General features: G+C 43.0%; 20 protein-coding genes. 6 read left to right on the top strand and 14 right to left on the bottom strand.

All coding sequences use genetic code 11. From position 1 onward, the window contains the following. Window positions 1-57 precede the first annotated feature (57 nt). The 5 genes from OCU90_RS08530 to OCU90_RS08510 form a co-directional block, all read right to left on the bottom strand. A complete protein-coding gene (locus tag OCU90_RS08530; RefSeq protein ID WP_061024348.1) occupies window positions 58-702 on the bottom strand; it encodes an HAD-IA family hydrolase in 645 nt (214 codons plus the stop codon). 78 nt (window positions 703-780) lie between these two features. Beyond that, window positions 781-1,152: an acyl carrier protein gene (locus OCU90_RS08525; RefSeq protein WP_061024103.1), complete on the bottom strand. Its 372-nt coding sequence runs from the start codon at window positions 1,150-1,152 to the stop codon at window positions 781-783. 192 nt (window positions 1,153-1,344) lie between these two features. Continuing rightward, window positions 1,345-1,716, bottom strand: a complete 372-nt coding sequence (locus OCU90_RS08520) for a hypothetical protein (protein ID WP_228607527.1) — start codon at window positions 1,714-1,716, stop codon at window positions 1,345-1,347. Between the two features lie 126 nt (window positions 1,717-1,842). Then, complete coding sequence (locus OCU90_RS08515; RefSeq protein WP_017083679.1) at window positions 1,843-2,268, bottom strand: hypothetical protein; 426 nt, start codon at window positions 2,266-2,268, stop codon at window positions 1,843-1,845. Between the two features lie 160 nt (window positions 2,269-2,428). Beyond that, window positions 2,429-2,845 (bottom strand): hypothetical protein, encoded by a 417-nt coding sequence (locus OCU90_RS08510; protein ID WP_061024101.1) that lies wholly within the window; start codon window positions 2,843-2,845, stop codon window positions 2,429-2,431. An 89-nt stretch (window positions 2,846-2,934) separates the two neighbouring features. Between OCU90_RS08510 and OCU90_RS08505 the strand changes: the two genes are divergently transcribed. Then, window positions 2,935-3,960 carry an IS110-like element ISVisp6 family transposase gene (locus tag OCU90_RS08505; RefSeq protein ID WP_061024100.1) on the top strand — a complete coding sequence of 342 codons (1,026 nt, stop codon included), beginning with the start codon at window positions 2,935-2,937 and terminating at the stop codon, window positions 3,958-3,960. 367 nt (window positions 3,961-4,327) lie between these two features. Here the strand turns inward: OCU90_RS08505 and OCU90_RS08500 are convergent, their stop codons facing one another. The 7 genes from OCU90_RS08500 to artP all read right to left on the bottom strand — a co-directional run bounded on the left by OCU90_RS08500 (window position 4,328) and on the right by artP (window position 9,241). Then, on the bottom strand, window positions 4,328-5,020 hold the full coding sequence (locus OCU90_RS08500; protein ID WP_061026085.1) for a hypothetical protein: 693 nt from the start codon (window positions 5,018-5,020) through the stop codon (window positions 4,328-4,330). A gap of 194 nt (window positions 5,021-5,214) precedes the next feature. Then, window positions 5,215-5,430: a DUF6434 domain-containing protein gene (locus OCU90_RS08495; RefSeq protein ID WP_061026088.1), complete on the bottom strand. Its 216-nt coding sequence runs from the start codon at window positions 5,428-5,430 to the stop codon at window positions 5,215-5,217. 138 nt (window positions 5,431-5,568) lie between these two features. Next, a complete protein-coding gene (locus OCU90_RS08490) occupies window positions 5,569-5,862 on the bottom strand; it encodes a hypothetical protein (protein ID WP_061026090.1) in 294 nt (97 codons plus the stop codon). A 443-nt stretch (window positions 5,863-6,305) separates the two neighbouring features. Continuing rightward, complete coding sequence (artM, locus tag OCU90_RS08485; protein WP_061026092.1) at window positions 6,306-6,974, bottom strand: arginine ABC transporter permease ArtM; 669 nt, start codon at window positions 6,972-6,974, stop codon at window positions 6,306-6,308. Beyond that, entirely contained in the window at window positions 6,971-7,657 is a 687-nt protein-coding gene (artQ, locus tag OCU90_RS08480; protein WP_061026093.1) for an arginine ABC transporter permease ArtQ, read from the bottom strand. Before artQ ends, artM begins: the two co-directional genes overlap by 4 nt. 3 nt (window positions 7,658-7,660) lie before the next feature. Next, on the bottom strand, window positions 7,661-8,392 hold the full coding sequence (locus OCU90_RS08475) for a lysine/arginine/ornithine ABC transporter substrate-binding protein (RefSeq protein WP_017063913.1): 732 nt from the start codon (window positions 8,390-8,392) through the stop codon (window positions 7,661-7,663). A gap of 120 nt (window positions 8,393-8,512) precedes the next feature. After that, the gene (artP, locus tag OCU90_RS08470; RefSeq protein WP_099426150.1) at window positions 8,513-9,241 is read right to left on the bottom strand and encodes an arginine ABC transporter ATP-binding protein ArtP; all 729 of its coding nucleotides are present in this window, start codon (window positions 9,239-9,241) and stop codon (window positions 8,513-8,515) included. Between the two features lie 555 nt (window positions 9,242-9,796). Here artP and OCU90_RS08465 point away from each other — a divergent pair. Then, window positions 9,797-11,620, top strand: a complete 1,824-nt coding sequence (locus tag OCU90_RS08465) for an ABC transporter ATP-binding protein/permease (RefSeq protein ID WP_061026097.1) — start codon at window positions 9,797-9,799, stop codon at window positions 11,618-11,620. A 242-nt stretch (window positions 11,621-11,862) separates the two neighbouring features. Then, a complete protein-coding gene (locus OCU90_RS08460; RefSeq protein ID WP_016786146.1) occupies window positions 11,863-12,327 on the top strand; it encodes an acyl-CoA thioesterase in 465 nt (154 codons plus the stop codon). Window positions 12,328-12,398: 71 nt separating this feature from the next. On the opposite strand, the gene OCU90_RS08455 is transcribed toward OCU90_RS08460, so the two are convergent. Further along, window positions 12,399-13,721 carry an IS4-like element ISVbsp1 family transposase gene (locus tag OCU90_RS08455; protein WP_009845967.1) on the bottom strand — a complete coding sequence of 441 codons (1,323 nt, stop codon included), beginning with the start codon at window positions 13,719-13,721 and terminating at the stop codon, window positions 12,399-12,401. A 249-nt stretch (window positions 13,722-13,970) separates the two neighbouring features. Then, window positions 13,971-16,226: a peptidase U32 family protein gene (locus OCU90_RS08450; protein ID WP_017078225.1), complete on the bottom strand. Its 2,256-nt coding sequence runs from the start codon at window positions 16,224-16,226 to the stop codon at window positions 13,971-13,973. Between the two features lie 173 nt (window positions 16,227-16,399). Here OCU90_RS08450 and OCU90_RS08445 point away from each other — a divergent pair, with 173 nt between their 5' ends. The 3 genes from OCU90_RS08445 to gltS all read left to right on the top strand — a co-directional run bounded on the left by OCU90_RS08445 (window position 16,400) and on the right by gltS (window position 19,920). Beyond that, window positions 16,400-16,996 carry a glutathione S-transferase gene (locus tag OCU90_RS08445; protein WP_061024932.1) on the top strand — a complete coding sequence of 199 codons (597 nt, stop codon included), beginning with the start codon at window positions 16,400-16,402 and terminating at the stop codon, window positions 16,994-16,996. A gap of 249 nt (window positions 16,997-17,245) precedes the next feature. After that, complete coding sequence (locus OCU90_RS08440) at window positions 17,246-18,619, top strand: patatin-like phospholipase family protein (protein WP_061024719.1); 1,374 nt, start codon at window positions 17,246-17,248, stop codon at window positions 18,617-18,619. Between the two features lie 77 nt (window positions 18,620-18,696). Further along, window positions 18,697-19,920 (top strand): sodium/glutamate symporter, encoded by a 1,224-nt coding sequence (gltS, locus tag OCU90_RS08435; RefSeq protein ID WP_054541361.1) that lies wholly within the window; start codon window positions 18,697-18,699, stop codon window positions 19,918-19,920. The last annotated feature ends 101 nt before the right edge of the window (window positions 19,921-20,021 follow it).

Here is a 20,021-nt window from a genome sequence, read left to right as displayed (position 1 = left end):
GACCGAAGCGAGAATAGTATGCTTTCACGAATCATACTTAAGCGCCTTGTTAAGTTTTCACCAACATAGTTCATATGAACCGTTTCTGTTTTCAATTGCCAGATCTGAAAAGCTATTAACAATTAGATCAGCTAAAGCTAATTCAGATTCTTTATGACTAGTTAATATAGCAACAGTAAAACACCCTGCTTCTTTAGCCGATTTGACACCCGCTGGCGAATCTTCAAAGGCAACACAGCTCATCGCATTCAAACCTAGATTTTCAGCGGCAAGCACAAATGGTTCTGGGTGTGGCTTACCGATGCTAACATCTTCACCACATATCATAATCTCAGGTAACTCAAACCCGGATGCACGTAAACTTGTCTCAGCCACATTTCTTGGACCACTCGTTGCGATTGCCCACGAACACTTAGGTATGGTTTTTACAAAACTCAGTGCTCCATCAATTTCAGTAGCTGATTCCATTGCTTTTATTGCGATTTTTTTAACTACGTTTTCTTCATTCGCATTTGCATATTGAAAACCTACTAATTCTAAAGTTTCGCTAATTTTTCTGCCGTGAACGTGTGGATGTACTATTGAAAACTCAACTCCTTTTTGCAATGCCCACTCTTTCCAAATATTATTTATAACCAGTGTGGTGTTTACAAGAGTTGCATCTACATCAAATATAAAACCATTGCATGAATATCTATTTATCAAACCTATTCCTTAAATGTGCAAATACAAACGTGGAAATGAAACATAACGCCTTTAGGTACTTCCAACAACCAACGCCTAGCCGAGAGAGTTAGCACACGCTGTTTGGACAATCTCTTGAAACTCTCGGACCGTTACCTTGCCTTTAATTTTTGGCTCAAACTCTTCTTCATCGAAATAAACTATCGGGTCGACTACATCTTCGTCTTTAAGATCAACTCCAATAGCCTCTTCCATATCAACAACTACAGTTATGAGATCTAAAACATCAGTATCAAAGTTTTGATCATAAAATGTACCATCAATAGCAATTTCATCCACACGAACATCGAAAGCCTTAGCCATTGCATTTAATACTTTATCGTCTACTGCATCACAGCCATTAGCCCAAACGAAATTTGAATACGTGATTGCTAACACTGAACAGAACACAAGTTTGGGATATTTCATATTTTCCTCTTTGATGCTTAACACCCAATTAAGTAGCTAACAGCCCCGCCAATACGCAGAATTAACAAGGAGAGCTAACACCTTGTTAAGGGGTGAACAACGTAATACCAAAGATGCCGGACACCACCTTAATCACTAAAATGAAGGCTTAGTAAAAATGCCATGCATTGTGAATCGCTCTTTAGTAGTCTGTCATGTGCTTGATTGAACCTTATTGATTTTTAGCCAAAACGACTCTTGGCATTGATTAGTAAAGTTCTTTTTCTTGGGCGCTATATTTAAAGCGCTCGGTTGTTCAGTTACTTCATATGAAATCCAACACTCCTCGCAAACTGCGCCCGTTACATGTCCGGATAATTCACGCTCAGTTAGCTTTTTTATAGCAACGCCATTGTTAAACTTTACGAACAAATCACTGTTTTCCATGAGAATGCCATCTTCTTCGGAAGTCTGTTTGTTTATTACTTTCTCTACTATCGACAGGCCATCAGGCTCATTTTTCATCGCCGATATATATGTGAACAAATTATTCATGACACCTGCCTGTTCGAGACTATCTGGCACATAACGCCTTGCTAAGATTTGAGCAACGAAACACAAAATTACCACGTGCCATGCGTTGAAAGTTATCATGAAGCAGCTTGCATTTATAATAAGCACTCCAATCGGGTAAGGTGAGACCAAGACTTGCTATACGTTACTTCCAAGCTCAGAATTTGGCCTCAACTTATTGCTAAAAACGAACAGACAACTAACCAAAATGCCTATCTCGAAAAGCTGACATAGAAAAGATGCTGTCTTAAACACCAGACCAGATTCCATCCAGGGCATCGCTATTTCGATTAGCGCAGCGGCAAAAACCAAAGTATACCCAACCCATTGATGCCATTTACCTAACATTGGCGAGAAATGATAGAAAGCTAACAAATAGAGCACCGAAAAAAAAGGCATTATAAACCAAGTAAAATACTCAAGAATTTCAACTAACGAGCGACCACCTTCGCCCAAAGTCGCCATTAGAATCGGGATAATAAAATTGAGTATCATGTAAAGAAACGGATAGATAAGAATACCCAAGGCAAGATACCGAACTGACTTTTTAACTCTAGTTTCCACTTGTACTACCTTCTCAAGTTGGAGTAGCGCATGACGCTTAACTCCCAATTAAGGTGTGAACAACGCTAACACCTTACCTAAAGCATTATGCCATAAACACTAAACTGGCTTGAAGTGAAAGCGCCAAGCGTTGTGAATCACTATTAAATTTATTGTTAGTTCACTCTGTCAGAAAATGCTCCACTAAATGTTCTGAAAACTGGTACTTCTTAACGTTTTTACCAAACTCGGTGACCTCAATAATAAGACCATGTGACTCTAAGATTTTAATTTGCTGCTCTAGATTTTCATGCTCCTCAAGATAGTATGCGAGAAACTTACCAGCATGTACGAAACTCCAAGAACGACTTAAGAGGAAAAATTCTCTATGAAATTTGAAATCAGGATTCTTTAGATCTAGCCTCATTTCCTTCAGTAAAGGCTCATGTTTAGCCCATAGAGACTTGTAGAAAGACTTGATTTCTTTTTTCTGCTCTTTCGCTTTCCGTTGGTCTGTGTACTTATTTCCAAAATATGTACCAGCAGCACCAGTTGCCGTCCCTACGAGAAAACCAACCGCCAAACTAAAATAGTCCATTTATACTCCTGTGAACTAACGAATGACATGGATTCCCCCTACCGAGGATCTACCACACTTATGTGGTACTTAAATGCATCGGAGGCACCATGTCTGATTATTCTTATTTCTGCGGTATCGACCTAGCTAAAAACCACTTCAGTCTTCATGCCGTAGACCAAAATGGTAAGGTCATACTTCATAAGTCGGTAACTCGCTCTAAACTGCTGACTACAATAGCAAATATGCCACTCATGCGTATAGGCGTTGAAGCGTGTGGTGGTGCACATTATTGGGCAAGAACACTCAATAAACTTGGGCACGACGCCCGCATTATGGCCGTTAAATACGTAATTCCTTATCGAACTAAAGGAAAGAACGACCTTAATGATGCTGTTGCCATATGCGAAGCTGTTCAGCGTCCATCAACTCGCTTTGTACCCGTAAAATCCCCCGAGCAACAAGCCATCTTATCGGTACATAGAATGAGAGAGCATTGGGTTCGTGAACGCACCGCGCTTATGAATCGCATGCGCGCCCTACTCTCTGAGTTCGGGTTAATCATTCCTGTTGGTCGCTCTTCATTAATGAAACACGTTCCCTTAATGCTTGAAGATGCAGAAAATGAACTGCCACATCTCGCAAGAACGGTGATTGCCGATGCTTATCACCACCTTGGAGAGTTGAATCAACGTATCGCCGATACTGAACAAGTCTTCGAGTCTTTTGCTAAGGTCAGCGCTAATGTTCAACGAGTGATGAAGGTTCGTGGCATTGGACCGCAAACCGCTACTGCGATACTTGCTTCGATAGGCAATGGTTCTCAATTTGATAAAAGCCGTGATTTCTCTGCTTGGCTAGGACTCGTACCAAAGCAATATTCGACGGGAGGAAAGCCTCGCTTAGGTCGGATAACCAAACACGGCGACAAATACTTGCGAACACTATTAATTCACGGGGCAAGGACAGTCATTGCCAACCTTGGCGACAAGCAAGATAAGCTAAGTCAGTGGTGTCGAGGCGTTCTAGAACGAAGAGGAATGAACCGAGCGATAGTGGCACTTGCCGCGAAGAACGCACGAATTATATGGTCGCTTTTACACAATCAAACCGAATATGAAAACTATGCTGCTTAAGTAGAAACCTAAGCAGCATAAAGAGTTAAACCCACCGGGTCATTGCAGACATAGGTTAAGACCACTTGCGGAGAGCCTGTTAATGCGGCGGACACACTAGATGTCATCTAACGAATAAGGCACCGCAGTCGCGCAAGTCATCAGGGCCACGACGTATGCGAATCGTCGATAAGTAGGCCGAATGTAGAGCGGCAGTCCAAAACCCATCAACATAAGTTTAGCGGATGTTTGACAACCGGGGGAATCCATGTAGCCGCGTTAAGTAGTGAGCAACGCAGACCACTAAACCTAAACCATTGTGCCGTAAACACTAAATTCAAAGCAAACCGAAAATGCCAAGCGTTGGGAATCTGTCTTAAACGCTTTGTTAACTGGATTTATCCGGAAGCATTTCTAGGTATTCTAGAAACAGAGACCCTAAGTGAGTGACATTGCTGGATTTGTAAGTAATTGCATCATCTCGTGTTGAAATAAAACTCCCACTACTTTTTGGCGACACCAGTGTAGAGTCAATTAAGTTCAATCGACGCAAAGTTGATACACTACTTTCACGCAGCGCACTACGCCTAATTTTGTCTGGATCGGGATCTAGAGCTAGTACATGTATAGGCTCTACTATATCCCTAAATTTTTCTTTAAACTCTCGATCTTCACTTTCATATATTGATGCAAAATATCGAAGTAAGATCACTTCGTTATCTGTTACCTCTTTCAGTATTCTGAACAAATGTGATGTAAGCTCAAGGTCTATTTTCTCTTTCTCTACACCTGAAGAAACTAAGTTCGCAATAAATTCTCGTCGAGTTTCAGTAGCAGCGTCAATTGCTTCCTTATACCCACGTTCTAACAAACTAAGATGAATGGGACGCTTTCCAAGTTGATTTAGGTAATCCTCAGATAATGCGGACAATTTTTGAGCTAGCAATGACTGATAATGCTCAATTCTCTCTAAGCGCTGGTCAGGAATAAATGTACTTATTAATTCATTCAAAAAAGGACCAACATACGGAACAATTCCAACTGAACTTCGTAAAATAATTTCGCTAAAACTTTTATCCATCGTATTAATCAACCAATCCAGTTAACGCCCAATTAAGTAGCTGACAACGCTACTAATACACTCAAATTTACCACCTAAATCACTGAAGCTAAGCCGAGTTGAAAATGCCAAGCGTTGACAGTCTGCTTAAATTGCTTGTTATACAAAGCCTAGCAACACCCGCAGAACTTAGTGCCTTGCCTTTGATCACTACCTTACTTTAGTTTCTGGCGACTCGACCATTCTTTGCAGGCATCAATCATTGTGAGACCAGTTGCTCCTTGCATCCATTGCATAAAACCTCGGTCGAATTTGAAATCATCGCCAAATTTGGATTTGAAATATCTACGAACATTTTGAGTCGTTTTATAAGTGTCTGTAATGACAGTTGTATCGAGTATCTCAATCTTGTGCCAATCAACCTTTTCCATGGTTTAGATTACTCCCTTTGTATAACGCCCAATTAAGTAGCTGACAATGCTACCAAGAAACTCAAATTTACCACCTAAATCACTGAAGCTAAATCGAACTAAAAATGCCAAGCGTTGGCAGTCTGCTTAAATTGCTTGTTATGTATCGGTGGCTTTAGCAAAGTGGTTGCTTAATAGTGACAGAACCCTAAGAACCGATGCAAAAAGTAACAATTGGCTTGGGTAAGCTAAAATGAAACCAACTTGTTTTATACTCTCGATATGAGAAAGCCAGTAAATAACCCACCCCGCTGATACGAAAATAGACAAGTGAAATGAAGTTTTACTGACTTTTTCAAACTTTACGGAAAGTTCTTTTTCTGATGAAAAAACAAGATAAGATGCAACTACTATCAGTAACATGCTTAATACAGAACTCAGCTCAATAAACATAGATAAATGCATTCTTTAGTACTCATATATAGGCGAATTTAAAGAACGACACTAAACGATAATTCAGACATAGAGCAATAAGAAACCAAAGCTATATGTAAGGATTATTTACGTAAAATCAGTATTTTGTATACTTCCGATAGATACATAACAGCTATTAGACTGAAAAATTCTGCATTTGAATACAGAACCAGTCAATCTAGTTTCATATGCACATTAATTTACCACGATTAATCACCGCATTTCAGTGACTTAAAGCATGGATACGTTCATTGAATGACAAAATGAAGAATATTTCCATTTAGTATGAATTTAGCGAAAAACCTTGTGACAGTGTATGTAAACACAGCTACTTAAAAATATCCAAAGCACAAAAAAGCCTGCCATTTATGCGAACATAAATGGCAGGCTTTATACGTTAGTTAAGCTTGTGAGTGGCTAGCTTACGCCGCTTCGAATGCGAGGGCCTTCTTCTCTACTTGACGGAAGATCAGCGTTAGTATGCCGTTTACTGCTAAGTAGAATGCGCCAGCAATACCGAACACGGTGAGTGTGTCGTAGGTTTGGCCGTTGATACGCTGAGCGTAGCCCATCAAGTCCATGATGGTGATGGTGCTTGCCAGTGACGTGCCTTTGAAGACTAGAATCACTTCGTTCGAGTAAGCTGGAACGGCGCGGCGTAAAGCGTATGGCAGTAACACTTTAAGCGTTGCGATTTTGTCCATGCCGAGTGCACGACATGCTTCCCACTGCCCTGCTGGAATGGCGTTGAATGCGCCTCTGAACAGTAGCGTGCTGTATGCCGCGGTGTTCAATGCTAATGCTAACATTGCACAGAACCAAGGTTGGCTTAACCAAGTCCATAGGAAGCTTTCACGAATCCAATCGAATTGACCCGGGCCGTAATACACCAAGAAGATTTGAACCAACAATGGTGTGCCAGTGAACAGCGTAATGATGCCACGTGTTAACCAGTGAATCGCCGGTATTCTTAGGATTAGCGTTACCGTCATCAGCAGTGACAAGATACAACCAACCAGCAATGAAGCACCTGTGAGTTGAAGACTGGTCGCTAAGCCTTCAAGCATTTGAGAGAGGTATTGTTGATTCATGCCATTGCCCCTTTGTTACCCAAACCTTGAATAGAGAACTTACCATCAATCACTTTTACCAATCTTTGGGTGATTAAAGTGATGACCAAGTAGATTGCTGCTGCTGTCGCGTACCAAGTAAATGCTTCGTGCGTTGCCGCTGATGTTAGTTGTGCTTGTTTCAGCAAATCTGTCACGCCAATCAGCGATACTAATGCGGTGTCTTTCAGCAACACTAACCATTGGTTGGTTAACCCTGGTAGCGCGTGTCTTACCGCTTGAGGTAAAACTATACGAAAGAATGAACGTGATTGAGAGATACCAAGCGCGCTTGCTGCTTCTCTCTGCCCTTTGCTTACTGCTTTCAAAGCACCACGGATGGTTTGTGAAGCGTAAGAAGCAAAGATAAGTGACAGTGCAACAACACCAGATAAGAACGGGCTCACTTCTATGAAGTCGCCAGTGATCATGAACAGAACTTGTGTCGAACCAAAGTAGATAAACAGTACGACCAGAATTTCTGGTAAACCACGAACAATCGTCACAAATGCAGTCGTTGGCCATTTGATTGCAATACGACGAGACATCTCACCACTTGCAAACAAAAATGCTAGAACCAATCCAACCAATAGGCTTACGAACGCAAGCTGAACAGTCATCCAACTTGCTTCGACGAGCCCTAAAGAGTAACCCGTTAATTCCATAAATTACTTACCGAAGTACTTGTTGAAGATCTTGTCGTATTCGCCGTTTGCTTTTACTGCTGCAAGTGCAACGTTAAGCTGGTCTACAAGTTCTTGGTTGCTCTTGTTTACTGCGATGCCAAAGCCGTTACCGAAGTACTCTTGGTTTGTTACTTGGTCGCCAACGTACGTTAGGTTGTCTTCTTTCTTGAACCATTCTGCTACAACGGCTGTGTCACCAAATACAGAATCGATACGACCGTTTTTCATGTCAATGAATGCATCTTGGTAGCTTGAGTAAGGTACCGCTGTTACGCCAGTCATTTGCTCAAGTAGGAAGCTCTGGTGAGTAGAACCGTTTTGAACACCAACACGCTTACCTTCTAGTGCTGCTTGGTCTGCTACTTTGCCTTCGAAAGAGATGAATGCTGCAGAGTTGTCGTAATATGCGTTAGAGAAGTTCACTTGTTTAAGACGCGCTTCTGTGATGTCCATTGCTGAGATAGCTGCATCGTAACGTTTGAATTTAAGTGCAGGGATCAAGCTATCGAATGCTTGGTTGTGGAAAGTACACGTTGCTTTCATCTCTTCACAAAGTGCGTTTGCTAAGTCTACGTCAAAACCTTGAATTTGGTTGTTCTCATCCATGTATTCGAATGGTGCGTAAGTTGCTTCCATTGCGAATTTGATTTCTTCTTGCGCCGCTGCGTTGAAAGAAGCAAGGCCGATAAGTGAAGCTAGTAGAATCTTTTTCATTTTGTTACTCCGAATACTGTTTGATAGCGGCCTGTGGCCATTCTTATAATTTGATTGTTTTGATCGATGTTGTGTTTAGCTAAATCTAGTGAGTCAACTTTCTTTTAATACGTGACTTACTTAATGAGTCAAATATTCAGCAAACTCAGATGTCTGCGGATTAACGAATGAATCGCTGGTGCCGTGTTCAACGATGTACCCTTTCTCTAGATACAGAACGTGGCTAGCAATCTTCTTCGCGAAATCGACTTCGTGCGTTACGACCACTTGGGTAATGCCCGTTCCGCTCAACTCTTTAATAATGCTCACGACTTGGTTGGTGATCTCAGGATCAAGTGCCGCTGTTGGCTCATCAAACAACAACACATCCGGTTTCATCATCAGCGCACGTGCAATCGCAACACGCTGTTGTTGACCGCCAGACAGTTGAAGTGGCCAAGCGTCGGCTTTGTCTGCAAGTTGAAGTGTCTTTAGTACTTCTTGAGCTTGCTTAATCGCTTCTTGCTTATCCAAACCCGCAACTTTCGTCGGTGCTTCAATCAAGTTTTCCATCACCGTCATGTGTGGCCATAAGTTATATTGCTGGAACACCATGCCGACTTTACGACGCAGTTTAAGCCCTTGCTTCTCTTGGATCTGACCAGCAAAGTCGAATTGCTCGTTAGCAATGTCTAATTCGCCGTTGTCCGCGATTTCTAGCAGGTTCAAAACACGCAGTAGTGAACTCTTGCCAGCGCCGCTTGGGCCAAGCAATACCAAGGTTTCGCCACTCTCACAGTCGAAACTGATGTCATGAAGAACTTGGGTATCACCGTATGATTTGTTGATGCTCTTTACTTGAATACTCATGCCACAATACTGCATTAATTGTCATTTGTTGGTTATTCTATTCAATCCGAGGTTTTATGCAAGAAAAATGTATAAAAAACTACTTTGTTGAATTTTTGTAACAAATATTGCACAAAAAACAGTCGCTATAACTGGTCTTACAACCAAAAATTGCAAGTCATTGATAAAGTTAATATCGAGATAAAAAGCAAACGTTTTTCTGTCAATTTATAAATCACCACTCGATTGCTAACTTATGAGCGCACTCTCCTATTAACGCTAATTTACTTGCATAAAAATTAGGGTTAAATCCCCTACTTTCCTATCGAACTGACTCGATCAGAATGCTTAGTTTTCCTTTAAGGTCGTTTCGAACTATGCACTTGATGATGATGAAATATTGGAAATTGAGTTTCCTAGGGAGCGTCACGGAGCAATAAATGCTTTAATGGGTTCTATTCTCAACAACAAGTACTGCTCAGCGAACAACGCGCAGTACAAGCAATAAGTTATAAGTAACAAGCCATAAGCAACAAGCCATCTATTTTTAAAGCGACAACACATTAAGGCAGTCATATGCAAAACGATGTCTCTTCTACGCTCGACTCAACTCAGCGCTCTACTCAAAAAGCGCCAGAACCCAAACCTGAGAAAAAAAGCCTCAGTATTTTGTTTGAGCTGAGTAAATTCATTCAGCCTTATAAAGGTCGTGTTATTGCTGCGTTGATCGCGTTGATCTTCACGGCGAGCTTAACCCTTTCAGTCGGTCATGGTATTCGCCTTCTCATCGACCAAGGTTTTAGCCAACAATCACTCTCAGATTTAGGCAGCGCGATTCAATTCATCATGGTCGTGGTCGTATTGATCTCGATTGGTACCTTCTTCCGCTTCTATTTGGTTTCTTCTGTTGGAGAACGCGTGAGTGCGGACATTCGCCTATCGGTTTTCAATCATGTCGTGACGCTGCATCCGAGTTACTTCGAGACCAATGGCAGTGGCGACATCATGTCGCGCATCACCACGGATACCACTCTGCTTCAAAGCATCATTGGTTCATCGTTCTCTATGGCGATGCGCAGCGCATTGATGTGTATTGGTGCAATCATCATGCTGTTTGCCACCAATATTAAGCTGACGTTGATTGTATTGGCCTCGGTGCCGTTTATCTTGATTCCGATCCTTGTCTATGGGCGTCGTGTAAGAGCTTTATCTCGCCAAAGCCAAGACTCCATGTCTGATGTGGGTTCTTACGCAGGTGAGGCAATTGAGCACATTAAAACGGTGCAAAGCTACAGCCGAGAAGAGCAAGAGAAAGCGTCATTCGCGGTAGAAGTGGAAAAGGCTTATGAGATTGGTCGCCAGCGTGTAAAACAGCGCGCGATTCTTATCTCTGGTGTGATTGTTATCGTGTTCAGCGCAATATCAGGGATGCTGTGGGTTGGTGGTAGTGATGTCATCAACGGCACCATGTCGGCGGGTGACTTAGCGGCGTTTGTCTTCTATGCCATTATGGTGGCTTCGTCATTAGGTACCATTTCTGAAGTGATGGGTGAACTGCAACGCGCGGCAGGTGCGACCGAGCGATTAATTGAAATTCTACAAGTTGAAAGCCATATTGTTGCGCCAGTAGCGAACCCAACATCACTGGATAACGTGACACCCGAAGTCGCTTTTGATGATGTGACTTTCTGTTACCCTTCAAGACCCGACCAGCCTGCAACAAGTAACCTCACACTGACTGCCCATGAAGGCAAAGTGTTGGCATTGGTTGGCCCGTCTGGTGCAGGCAAAACTACCCTGTTTGAACTGCTGCAACGTTTCTACGATCCGCAAGTGGGTAAAGTAACCTTAGGCGGTGTTGAACTGAATCAGTTTGATCCTAACGAGCTAAGAAAGCAGATGGCATTGGTGCCACAGCAACCTGCTCTGTTCAGTAACGATGTGTTCCATAACATTCGCTACGGAAACCCGAAAGCAACGGACGAGCAAGTTATCGAGGCCGCTAAGAAAGCACACGCACATGAGTTCATCCAGAACTTACCTGAGGGCTATCACAGCTTTCTTGGTGAACGTGGCGTGAGATTGTCTGGCGGGCAAAGACAACGTATTGCCATCGCTCGTGCCATCTTAAAAGATCCGAATATTCTGTTATTGGATGAAGCAACCAGCGCACTAGACAGCGAAAGTGAGCATCACGTACAACAAGCTTTAGAAGAGTTAATGCGTGGTAGAACGACGATCATTATCGCCCATCGTTTATCAACAATTAAACACGCCGACCAGATTGCGGTGCTCGATAAAGGACAGCTAGTAGACATCGGCGACCACCAGTCTCTCATCAATAGCTGCGAATTGTACCAACGCCTAGTTGAACTGCAATTCAAACACCTTAATGCGTAATCATTGAGTGGATGTGCGTAAGTCGTTTGTTTAGTGAGACACTAATTAATAAGTAACGGAAAGTTAAGTCACTGACATTGTGTGGTTTCAAGCTTCAAAAACTTAAATCACACGTGTTGCAGTTTTGTTAATTTAGCGGTAGGGTTTTTATTCCAATAACAACTTATCCCGATGAAGGATAAGCAGATGACATTAATTACCCAGATAACATTAACTATACAGATAACAATAAGAGAGTTCGCATGGAAGCACTATTATCTGACTACCCGGTAGTAACAGAAATCCCAGTCGCTTGGGGAGAAATGGACGCACTCAATCACGTTAACAACGCCGTATATTTTCGCTATTTCGAAACCGCTCGCTTAGATTTCTTTAAGCACGTTGAGCTGATGGAAGAGATGGCGATTACCAAAGTTGGCCCTGTTCTTGGTGACACTTACTGTAAGTATTTCCGCCCAGTCACGTATCCAGATACCTTAATGATTGGCTCTCGTGTCACTGATATTCAAGATGACCGATTCACCATGGAATACGCGATTGTCAGTAAAACTCAGCAGAAACTGACGACCATAGGCACCGCGACTATCGTGATGTTTGATTTTGCTTCAAACCAAAAAGCCCTGCTCTCGCTGCGCTTAACCAACGAAATTGAAAAGATGAACACGTTGAAAAGCCCATGCTTCAAACAAGAAGCCGTGACGGAATAACGTATTCGCTGATTCAAAATACTCAGATACAAAAAGGCCACTCGATTGAGTTAATGCCGTTCGGATAAGCATTATTGCTTGAACCTGAACGGATATTTGGCTGGGACAAAGAGGACTGAACGTGGAAACGTTCGGTCCTTTCTTTTATCTGGAAGAATGAAGTGACTCAAACTGTCTCTCATCCTTTTCAGTTTTACAGGTAGAGTTCCGTCTGGGCTTAAAGCTAACCAACGTAATTGCGCATCAATAAGGTTAATTGCGGCGGTAAAACTGACCCTAGTCGCTCGAACCCCGGCTTCTGAAGCTATCTTAACCATCTCTAATCGCACTAAGTTATAGGCAAGTAATACGCCCCAAAGCTCTTGCTTCACACCGGCAGAAAAACGACTTCGTAAAGTGACGTGACTTTGCAGTTGAGTCTGTTTAATTTCACCATAACCTTCTTCTATCTCCCAGCGTTGCCAATAAATACGCAGCAGGCTTTCTAGCGAGTATCTACTAGGGTCTGTAAGTGAAGTAATAAAACCTTTTATCTCACCTTTTGGCTCTTGATATAGGACTAATCTAGCTTCCCAACGTGCGGGTAAATTCGGATTCTGCCGTTGAGCTTGAGGAGATATGGGCATTGAGATGAGCATGTCGTTCTCCGCATATTTCTCCAACACTTCATAGCGTAGCTTACGTTTTGCCGGCATTAACCAGTGAGCATTTTCCGCACTCTCTTGCCACGACAACAAGAGGTCTGCCGAGAAATAACAACGATCAAATAAGGTCAATGAATGTGCGGGGATATCATTGAATAGACGCTTAGCTAAGGTCGTTTCACCGACATGACAGCCATCAAAAGCCGCCCCCATAATCATTCGAGTTTCTGTTGACATCAAAGCGACTAAACGAAGTTGAGGGTAAGGTTTCAATTTTTTAGAGATGAACCCAAATTCTTCAGCGTTCTCTGGGGAATCTTGGCACCTAAATGTTGTTCCATCCACAGCAAGAACATTAAGCTCCAAGTCTTTATCTTGTTGAAGGATATCTCCGTTCCAAGCCTTTACCGTTGTGTGAAACAGAGCCGCTAATGGACTCTCATCTAGACGTCGGCGTGAATCAGTTAGGACACTAGGTGCAACACGAGACCAGCTATCTTCAGGTTTAGGCTGAAGCGCAATGTCTAATGAACTGCATACCTCTTTGATAGACATGTTGCGTTGCAGCCCCATCCAAATAACTAACCAGACAGCTTGCTGAGCGGGAAGCCGACGTCGTCTTATGCTCGCTTTATTGGTTTCAAGAAGAGCTTGTTCTATCCACTCAATCTGAATGGCGTCGACGACAGATTCATAATTGTCGGCATCTTCAATGGTCTCGTGTGCCATTGCTAATTCTTGTTCAAGCATAAAAAAATCCCCATCAACGTTGTTGATGGGGATTATCTGCTAACTGCAAGATCGTTCAAGTCTTCTTAAACGATCGGCATTAACTCGATTGAGTGGCCTTTTGTTTATTGGTTCAAAGTGTTTATAAGCGGTTATAAACGGTTAAGACTTATAGACCTTGAAGCTGAACGCTCTTTGCTTTAGAAGCTATAAGCCGTGCAGCCTATAAATCTATAGACCTACAAACCTGAACCCTATAGACCTTGCACCCTATAAACCTTGAACGTACTGAGCATTAGTTCGAACTTCAACCATCTGCTCTAGGTTCTGTTGTGAACCGTCAACACCGTTAATCAAACCTTGGAAATGTTTAATCAGCTCTACTTTGTCTTGTACTTCTTTCGAACCCGCGCCGATGTTGGTCAGGTCAATGAAGAACTCGTCAAACAGACCTGAGAAATCCGTTACAGCGTCATGATTTAAGAACTGCTCATGGTTGTAAATGCTTGGGTAGCCACCCTTCTGTTTATCAACCGCGAAAGAGATGCCTTTCACGTTGGTAATCGTGGTCGCTTTCTCACACTTCAACATACAACCCGCTTCGATGCTTGGCTTGTTACAACCCACGGTTCTTTGGAAGAAACACTGGCGGCTGGTCATCATCAAGATTGGGTGGTAGATGCTGTAGAACAGTTTGAAGTTCTCTGGGCGGCGAATATGACGAATCTGGCCTTTATTGATCTCGTTCGAAATGAAAGCACCAGCACAGTTCAGCTCTTCTTTCAGCGTAACCAGTGCGTGAGAGTTCGTGGTGTTCATGAATGGGCCAGCAACCCACTCGATACCCATTTCGTAAGCTTTGTAAGCAATACCCGTGTTGTTGGTTACGATGCGAGCTGGCTTGATCTCTTCAAGAATACGAACCGCTTCGTCGTAATCTTTACCGATCAATACTGCTGGGAACCAAGGAATCAAACGTGGGTTTGCTGCCAGGATGTCGATGTACTTATTACAACGCTTCTTGAAGCTTTCAGGCAGTTTGAAGTAAACATCCGCGTCAGTTACGTCACACAGGTGCAAGTCTTCCACATCAGCGATAAGCATCGACATGGTTGGCTTCTCGTTAACCTTTGGTTGCTGAGGCAGTGCTGGCACTTCAACGTGCTTAATCACTTTCACAGAACCGTTTAAGATGAAATCGATTTCGTCTTTTAAGACCGACACTTCTTTCAAAGGAAGAATCAGACCTTCATCTAAGTTGTCGTAATTACAGTTTTCAAGCGTATGAACCGCACTCTTCACTGACTTGAAACGCTTTTCAAGTAACGCCTGAGTAATCGCAGTCTCTTTAGCTGTTGCCAATAATGATTGAGATTGAACCGTAAAGTTTTCTTTTGGTGTGTTCACTGTCACCGTAAATGGTTGACCCACCTTAGCGTTAAACGACAATGACACGGGTGTTTTACGAATATCAAGGAACTCGATCTTGTCACGCATTTCACTGCCTAGGGCATTTTTCGCTTCATAAAGATCACTGGTCACTTCTTGAATTTGTACGACTGAGATTTCATTGTTCTCTTTCGTCGCTTTATCAACGGCGTAGTTCATGCTGTTGTCACGAGGATTATCAATGAACATGTCTTTCGTTAGGTTGCCCTTAAGGAAAGAGTTGGTGAAATCACGGTTGAATACTTTGTGCAGGTTTGAATCGTCTTCGATCAACAAACCACTTTCTACAAAGCTATCAATCTGTTTGCGCCACGTATCAACCACTGTGTATACGTAGTGTGCGCCTTTGATACGGCCTTCAACTTTCAATGAGTCGACTTTCGCATCAACCAATTCAGGTAGGTCGTAGTAAGCAGAGTTATCTTTCAGGTTCAGTGGAAACTTGTTTCCTGCATCGGTGATTTCGTATTCATCACGACATGCTTGGCTACAACGGCCACGGTTACCTGAGTTACCCACACTTACTGAGCTCGAGTAACATTGGCCAGAGAATGCGATACACAAAGCGCCATGTACAAACACTTCGGTTAGAACATCGTGATCGTGTGCTACTTCCGTCAGCATTTTGATTTCTGGTAGGTTCAATTCACGAGACAAGTTAACGCGTGTTGCGCCAATTTTAGACAAGAACTTAATCTGGCCTTCGTTGTGCGTAGTCAGCTGAGTCGATGCGTGAACATCTAACGATGGGAAATGCTTTTTCACCAAATCGAACAAACCAAGATCTTGGACGATGATGCCATCAAGCTTAGTGTTCACAAGTTGGTTCAACAGTTTAGTGATGCTCTTAATTTCATGCTCCAGCAGCACAACGTTAAGAGTCAGAAACACTTCACAACCGTATTCATGAGCAAGGCGAATCACACCATTCAACTCATCTAACGATAGGTTAGAGGCTCTGTTACGAGCGTTGAAGGTGTCTAAACCGCAATAAACCGCATTAGCACCCGCTACGATAGCTGCTTTAATCGCCTCTACATCGCCACCTGGGGCTAATAACTCAATCTTTCTGCTCATTTTTGAAGTCGCTCACTTACTTATAATTTTTAAGCCGCGTATTCTACCTACATCACGATCTCTTTACCACCTAACAACACTTTTCAAACTAAATGACCTCAATAATGCCAAACGAATCCGATTTACCTATCCTTTATTCTTTACGTCGCTGCCCTTACGCCATGCGCGGACGAATAGGCATCGCACTATCACAGCAAAAAGTGTTACTTCGAGAAATCGTTACCAAAGACAAGCCTAGTGAACTATTGGCCAGTTCGCCAAAAGGTACTGTTCCGGTATTGGTGTTACCAGACGGACAAATCATTGAGCAGAGCTTGGATGTGATGAACTGGGCACTTCAGCAAAACGATCCTCAAGATCTTCTGCGTTCAAGTAATCCAACACTGAGCCAACAAGTCCACCAGCTCATCAAAACCAACGATGAAGATTTTATTGCCCACTTAGAAAAGTACAGAGCGTCTGTTCGTTACCGAAACATCGATGTTGAACAACGTCGACAAGCCTGCGAAGCGTTCATTAGTCAGTTAGAAGCGCTACTCACCGATCAGCCCTACTTTTTCGGAGAAACCCCAAGCTTGGCTGACTTCGCGGTGATGCCTTTTGTCAGCCAGTTTGTGCGGGTCGAAAAGAAGTGGTTTGTGAAATCGGAATACCAAAACGTAGGACGTTGGTTAAGAGCGCACTTGGAAAGTAAGCTCTACACCCAAGTCATGAAGCAATACCCTTTGTGGAATGAAACCAAGCAAGATTGTGTTTTTGGATACCAGTAAGTATCTATAAATTGCAGGAGATAACTCCAAATTTCTGGGAATAACTCTAAATTGCTGAAGATAACCCTAGATTACCGAAGAGCACTCTAGATTCCTGGAGATGACTGTAAACAGTTCTAAATAAGCTTGAATACCTCTAGATTGTTATGAAAATCGTGACACTGAATTACAGGTGGCGCCATTGATGGCATATTAGATATCAACGAAAATAGCCTTTCACTCAACCTCAACGTTAGTTTGAAATGCGCTATGCCAAAAAACAAAGTGAACACGTTCAACACACCTAGTCCCGATTTTAAAGGATTCGCGAAAGTTTCACTGTTAGTGGCCCTCTCGCTTGCCCTTTCAGGCTGTAGCGCGAAAAACAAAGCAACCAACACAGGCCAATCTGCCGCGCAGCAGAATCAAGCCTACACGGCGAAGAGCTTCAATAAACCCAATAGCAAAGTCACGTTGATCCTCTCTTTTTCTGGTGGCGGCACACGTGCGGCAGCGCTCTCATATGGCGTGCTGCAAGCATTGCGCGACACAAACATCGAAATCGATGGTGAAACGGTCAATCTGTTAGAAGAAGTCGATATGATCAGCTCGGTATCCGGTGGCAGCTTTACCGCCGCCTATTATGGTATCTATGGCGACCAGATATTCGAAGATTACGAAGAAGCATTCCTTTATCACGAAGTCTCGAAAGATCTGTTTTCCATCCTTTTATCTCCCAGTTATTGGTTCTCGTACGCCACCAGAACAGACAAAGCCACCGACTATTACAAAGCCAACATCTTCGGTGAAAGCACGTTTGCCGACATGCACCGAGAAAATGCGCCCTACATTGTGATTAACGCAACTGACATTTCAACGGGCTCGCGTTTTTCATTCACACAAGAGTATTTTGACCTGATTTGTTCAGACTTGAACAGCTATTCTGTATCTAGTTCAGTGACGGCTTCTTCTGCCGTGCCTTTCGTTTTCACACCTGTGGTACTAGAAAACAAAAGTGACTGTGACAAATCAGAGCATTTACAGCCCTCGTTTGAAGCCACAAGTTACCGCAACCGCAATCTGATCAAGTCGTTAAAGTCATATAGCAATAAGGATGATGTGAGTTATCTCCACCTTGTGGATGGCGGGATTACTGACAACCTCGGTTTGCTGTCGGTGTATGAGATGTCTGAATACTTGCGTTACAACGACAACGAAGAGCTGAAAAACTTGTACTACACCCAGCACGCGCGTCCTATTGTCATCATTTCGGTTGATGCATCGACGAACCCAAAATCTGGCATTGGAGAGTCAATTAAAGCGCCTTCCATGAAACAAACGGTGGACGTCATCACCGATATCCAGCTGCATCGCTATAACGACACAACAAAAGATTTGATCGTCGACGAGTTGCAGTCTTGGTCGGAGCTGGCCTCTCATCAAGGTCGTAAGGTTTCTCCCCACTTCATTGAGATCAGCTTGAATAAATCAGACAACAGTGCCAAGCGATACTTACTCAATCAAATTCCGACGGACTTTATGATAGACAAAGAAAACGTCGACCTATTGATTGAAGAAGGTAACAAACAACTTGTTGCCGATTCGGAATTTCAAAACTTCTTATCATTTGAATATAACAAATGATGTTAATCTAGTTGCTTATTAAAGCGCAATCTGGCAATCAAAAATCACGTCATAATTTCACCTTTACAAGGATCACTATGGAATTTGAAAACAACATCTTACATCTCGGGTCATTCTTTGCAGTGACCATGGGGATCGTGGTTCTATTTATCGGTCGGAGGCTCAATCAGGTCATCGGTTTTTTGAAAGAGTTCAGTATTCCAGAACCTGTCTCTGGCGGGATTTTGGCATCGCTCCTGTTCGCGGCTCTTTACGCGACGACCTCAATCGAAGTGCAGTTTGATCTGTTTGCTCGTGATGTCTTATTGGTCTACTTCTTTACCACGATTGGTATTAACTCAAGTTTGAAAGATCTGTTCAAAGGCGGAAAGCCCTTGGTCATTTTGCTAGCAATCACTATCTTCTTCATGATCATGCAGAACATCGTCGGTATTTCTGTCGCATCAATGTTTGGCCTAGAGCCTGTCTTTGGCCTGCTCAGCGGAAGTATTTCACTGATTGGCGGACATGGCACCGCGATTGCTTGGGCACCCAAGGTTGCAGAAGAGTTCGGCCTAGAAAGCGCAATGGAAATTGGTATCGCCAGTGCAACGTTCGGGCTGATTTTAGCCAGCCTTATGGGCGGTCCTATTGCAAAGTTTCTTATCAAGCGTCATAACCTCAAACCTACCGATGAGCAATCAGGCTCAATCGACTCAAATGCCACAAAGCAACAACAAGCCCTCACATCATTTCAATTTTTAGACGCCGTGTTAGCGATCCATATTTGTGTCATTGTCGGCGCGTTGCTTAATGAATTGATCAGTCAGACAGGATTACAGCTTCCACTGTTTGTATCGTGTTTGTTTGCGGGTATCGTGATCACCAACGTAATGCCAGACTCCTACCCTAGAATCTCGGGTGCAAAATGGCCGACACGCTCGCCCGCTATCGACTTAATTGCTGAAATCTCCCTGGGTACATTTTTGGCGATGTCACTAATGAGCATGCAGCTTTGGACGCTCATTGACTTGGCGGGTCCTATCTTCGCGATATTGGCAATGCAGCTGCTACTCGCGGTGATAATCAATATCTTCATCGTGTTCCCATCAATGGGTAAAACCTATGATGCGGCTGTTGTATGTGCTGGGTTCGGAGGGATTTCGTTAGGTTCAACACCGACAGCCATGGCAAACATGTCGGCAGTAAGTCAGAAGTATGGGCATTCAGCACAAGCCTTCATCATCGTGCCATTGGTATGCGCGTTCTTCATTGATTTAGCGAACGCCCTGATTATTCCTTACTTCATGAGAATGATGTAGCTGACCTTTGTTAATACGATATTCCACAATTTGTTAAAGCGGTGTACCGCAATTTATTTAGACGGTGTACCCCAATTCATTAAAGCGGTGTACCCCAATAA

Source organism: Vibrio splendidus (assembly GCF_024347615.1).
Classification (GTDB): domain Bacteria; phylum Pseudomonadota; class Gammaproteobacteria; order Enterobacterales; family Vibrionaceae; genus Vibrio; species Vibrio splendidus.
Note: the sequence above shows the minus strand (reverse complement) of the source record. Positions and strands in the feature narration are given on the sequence as shown.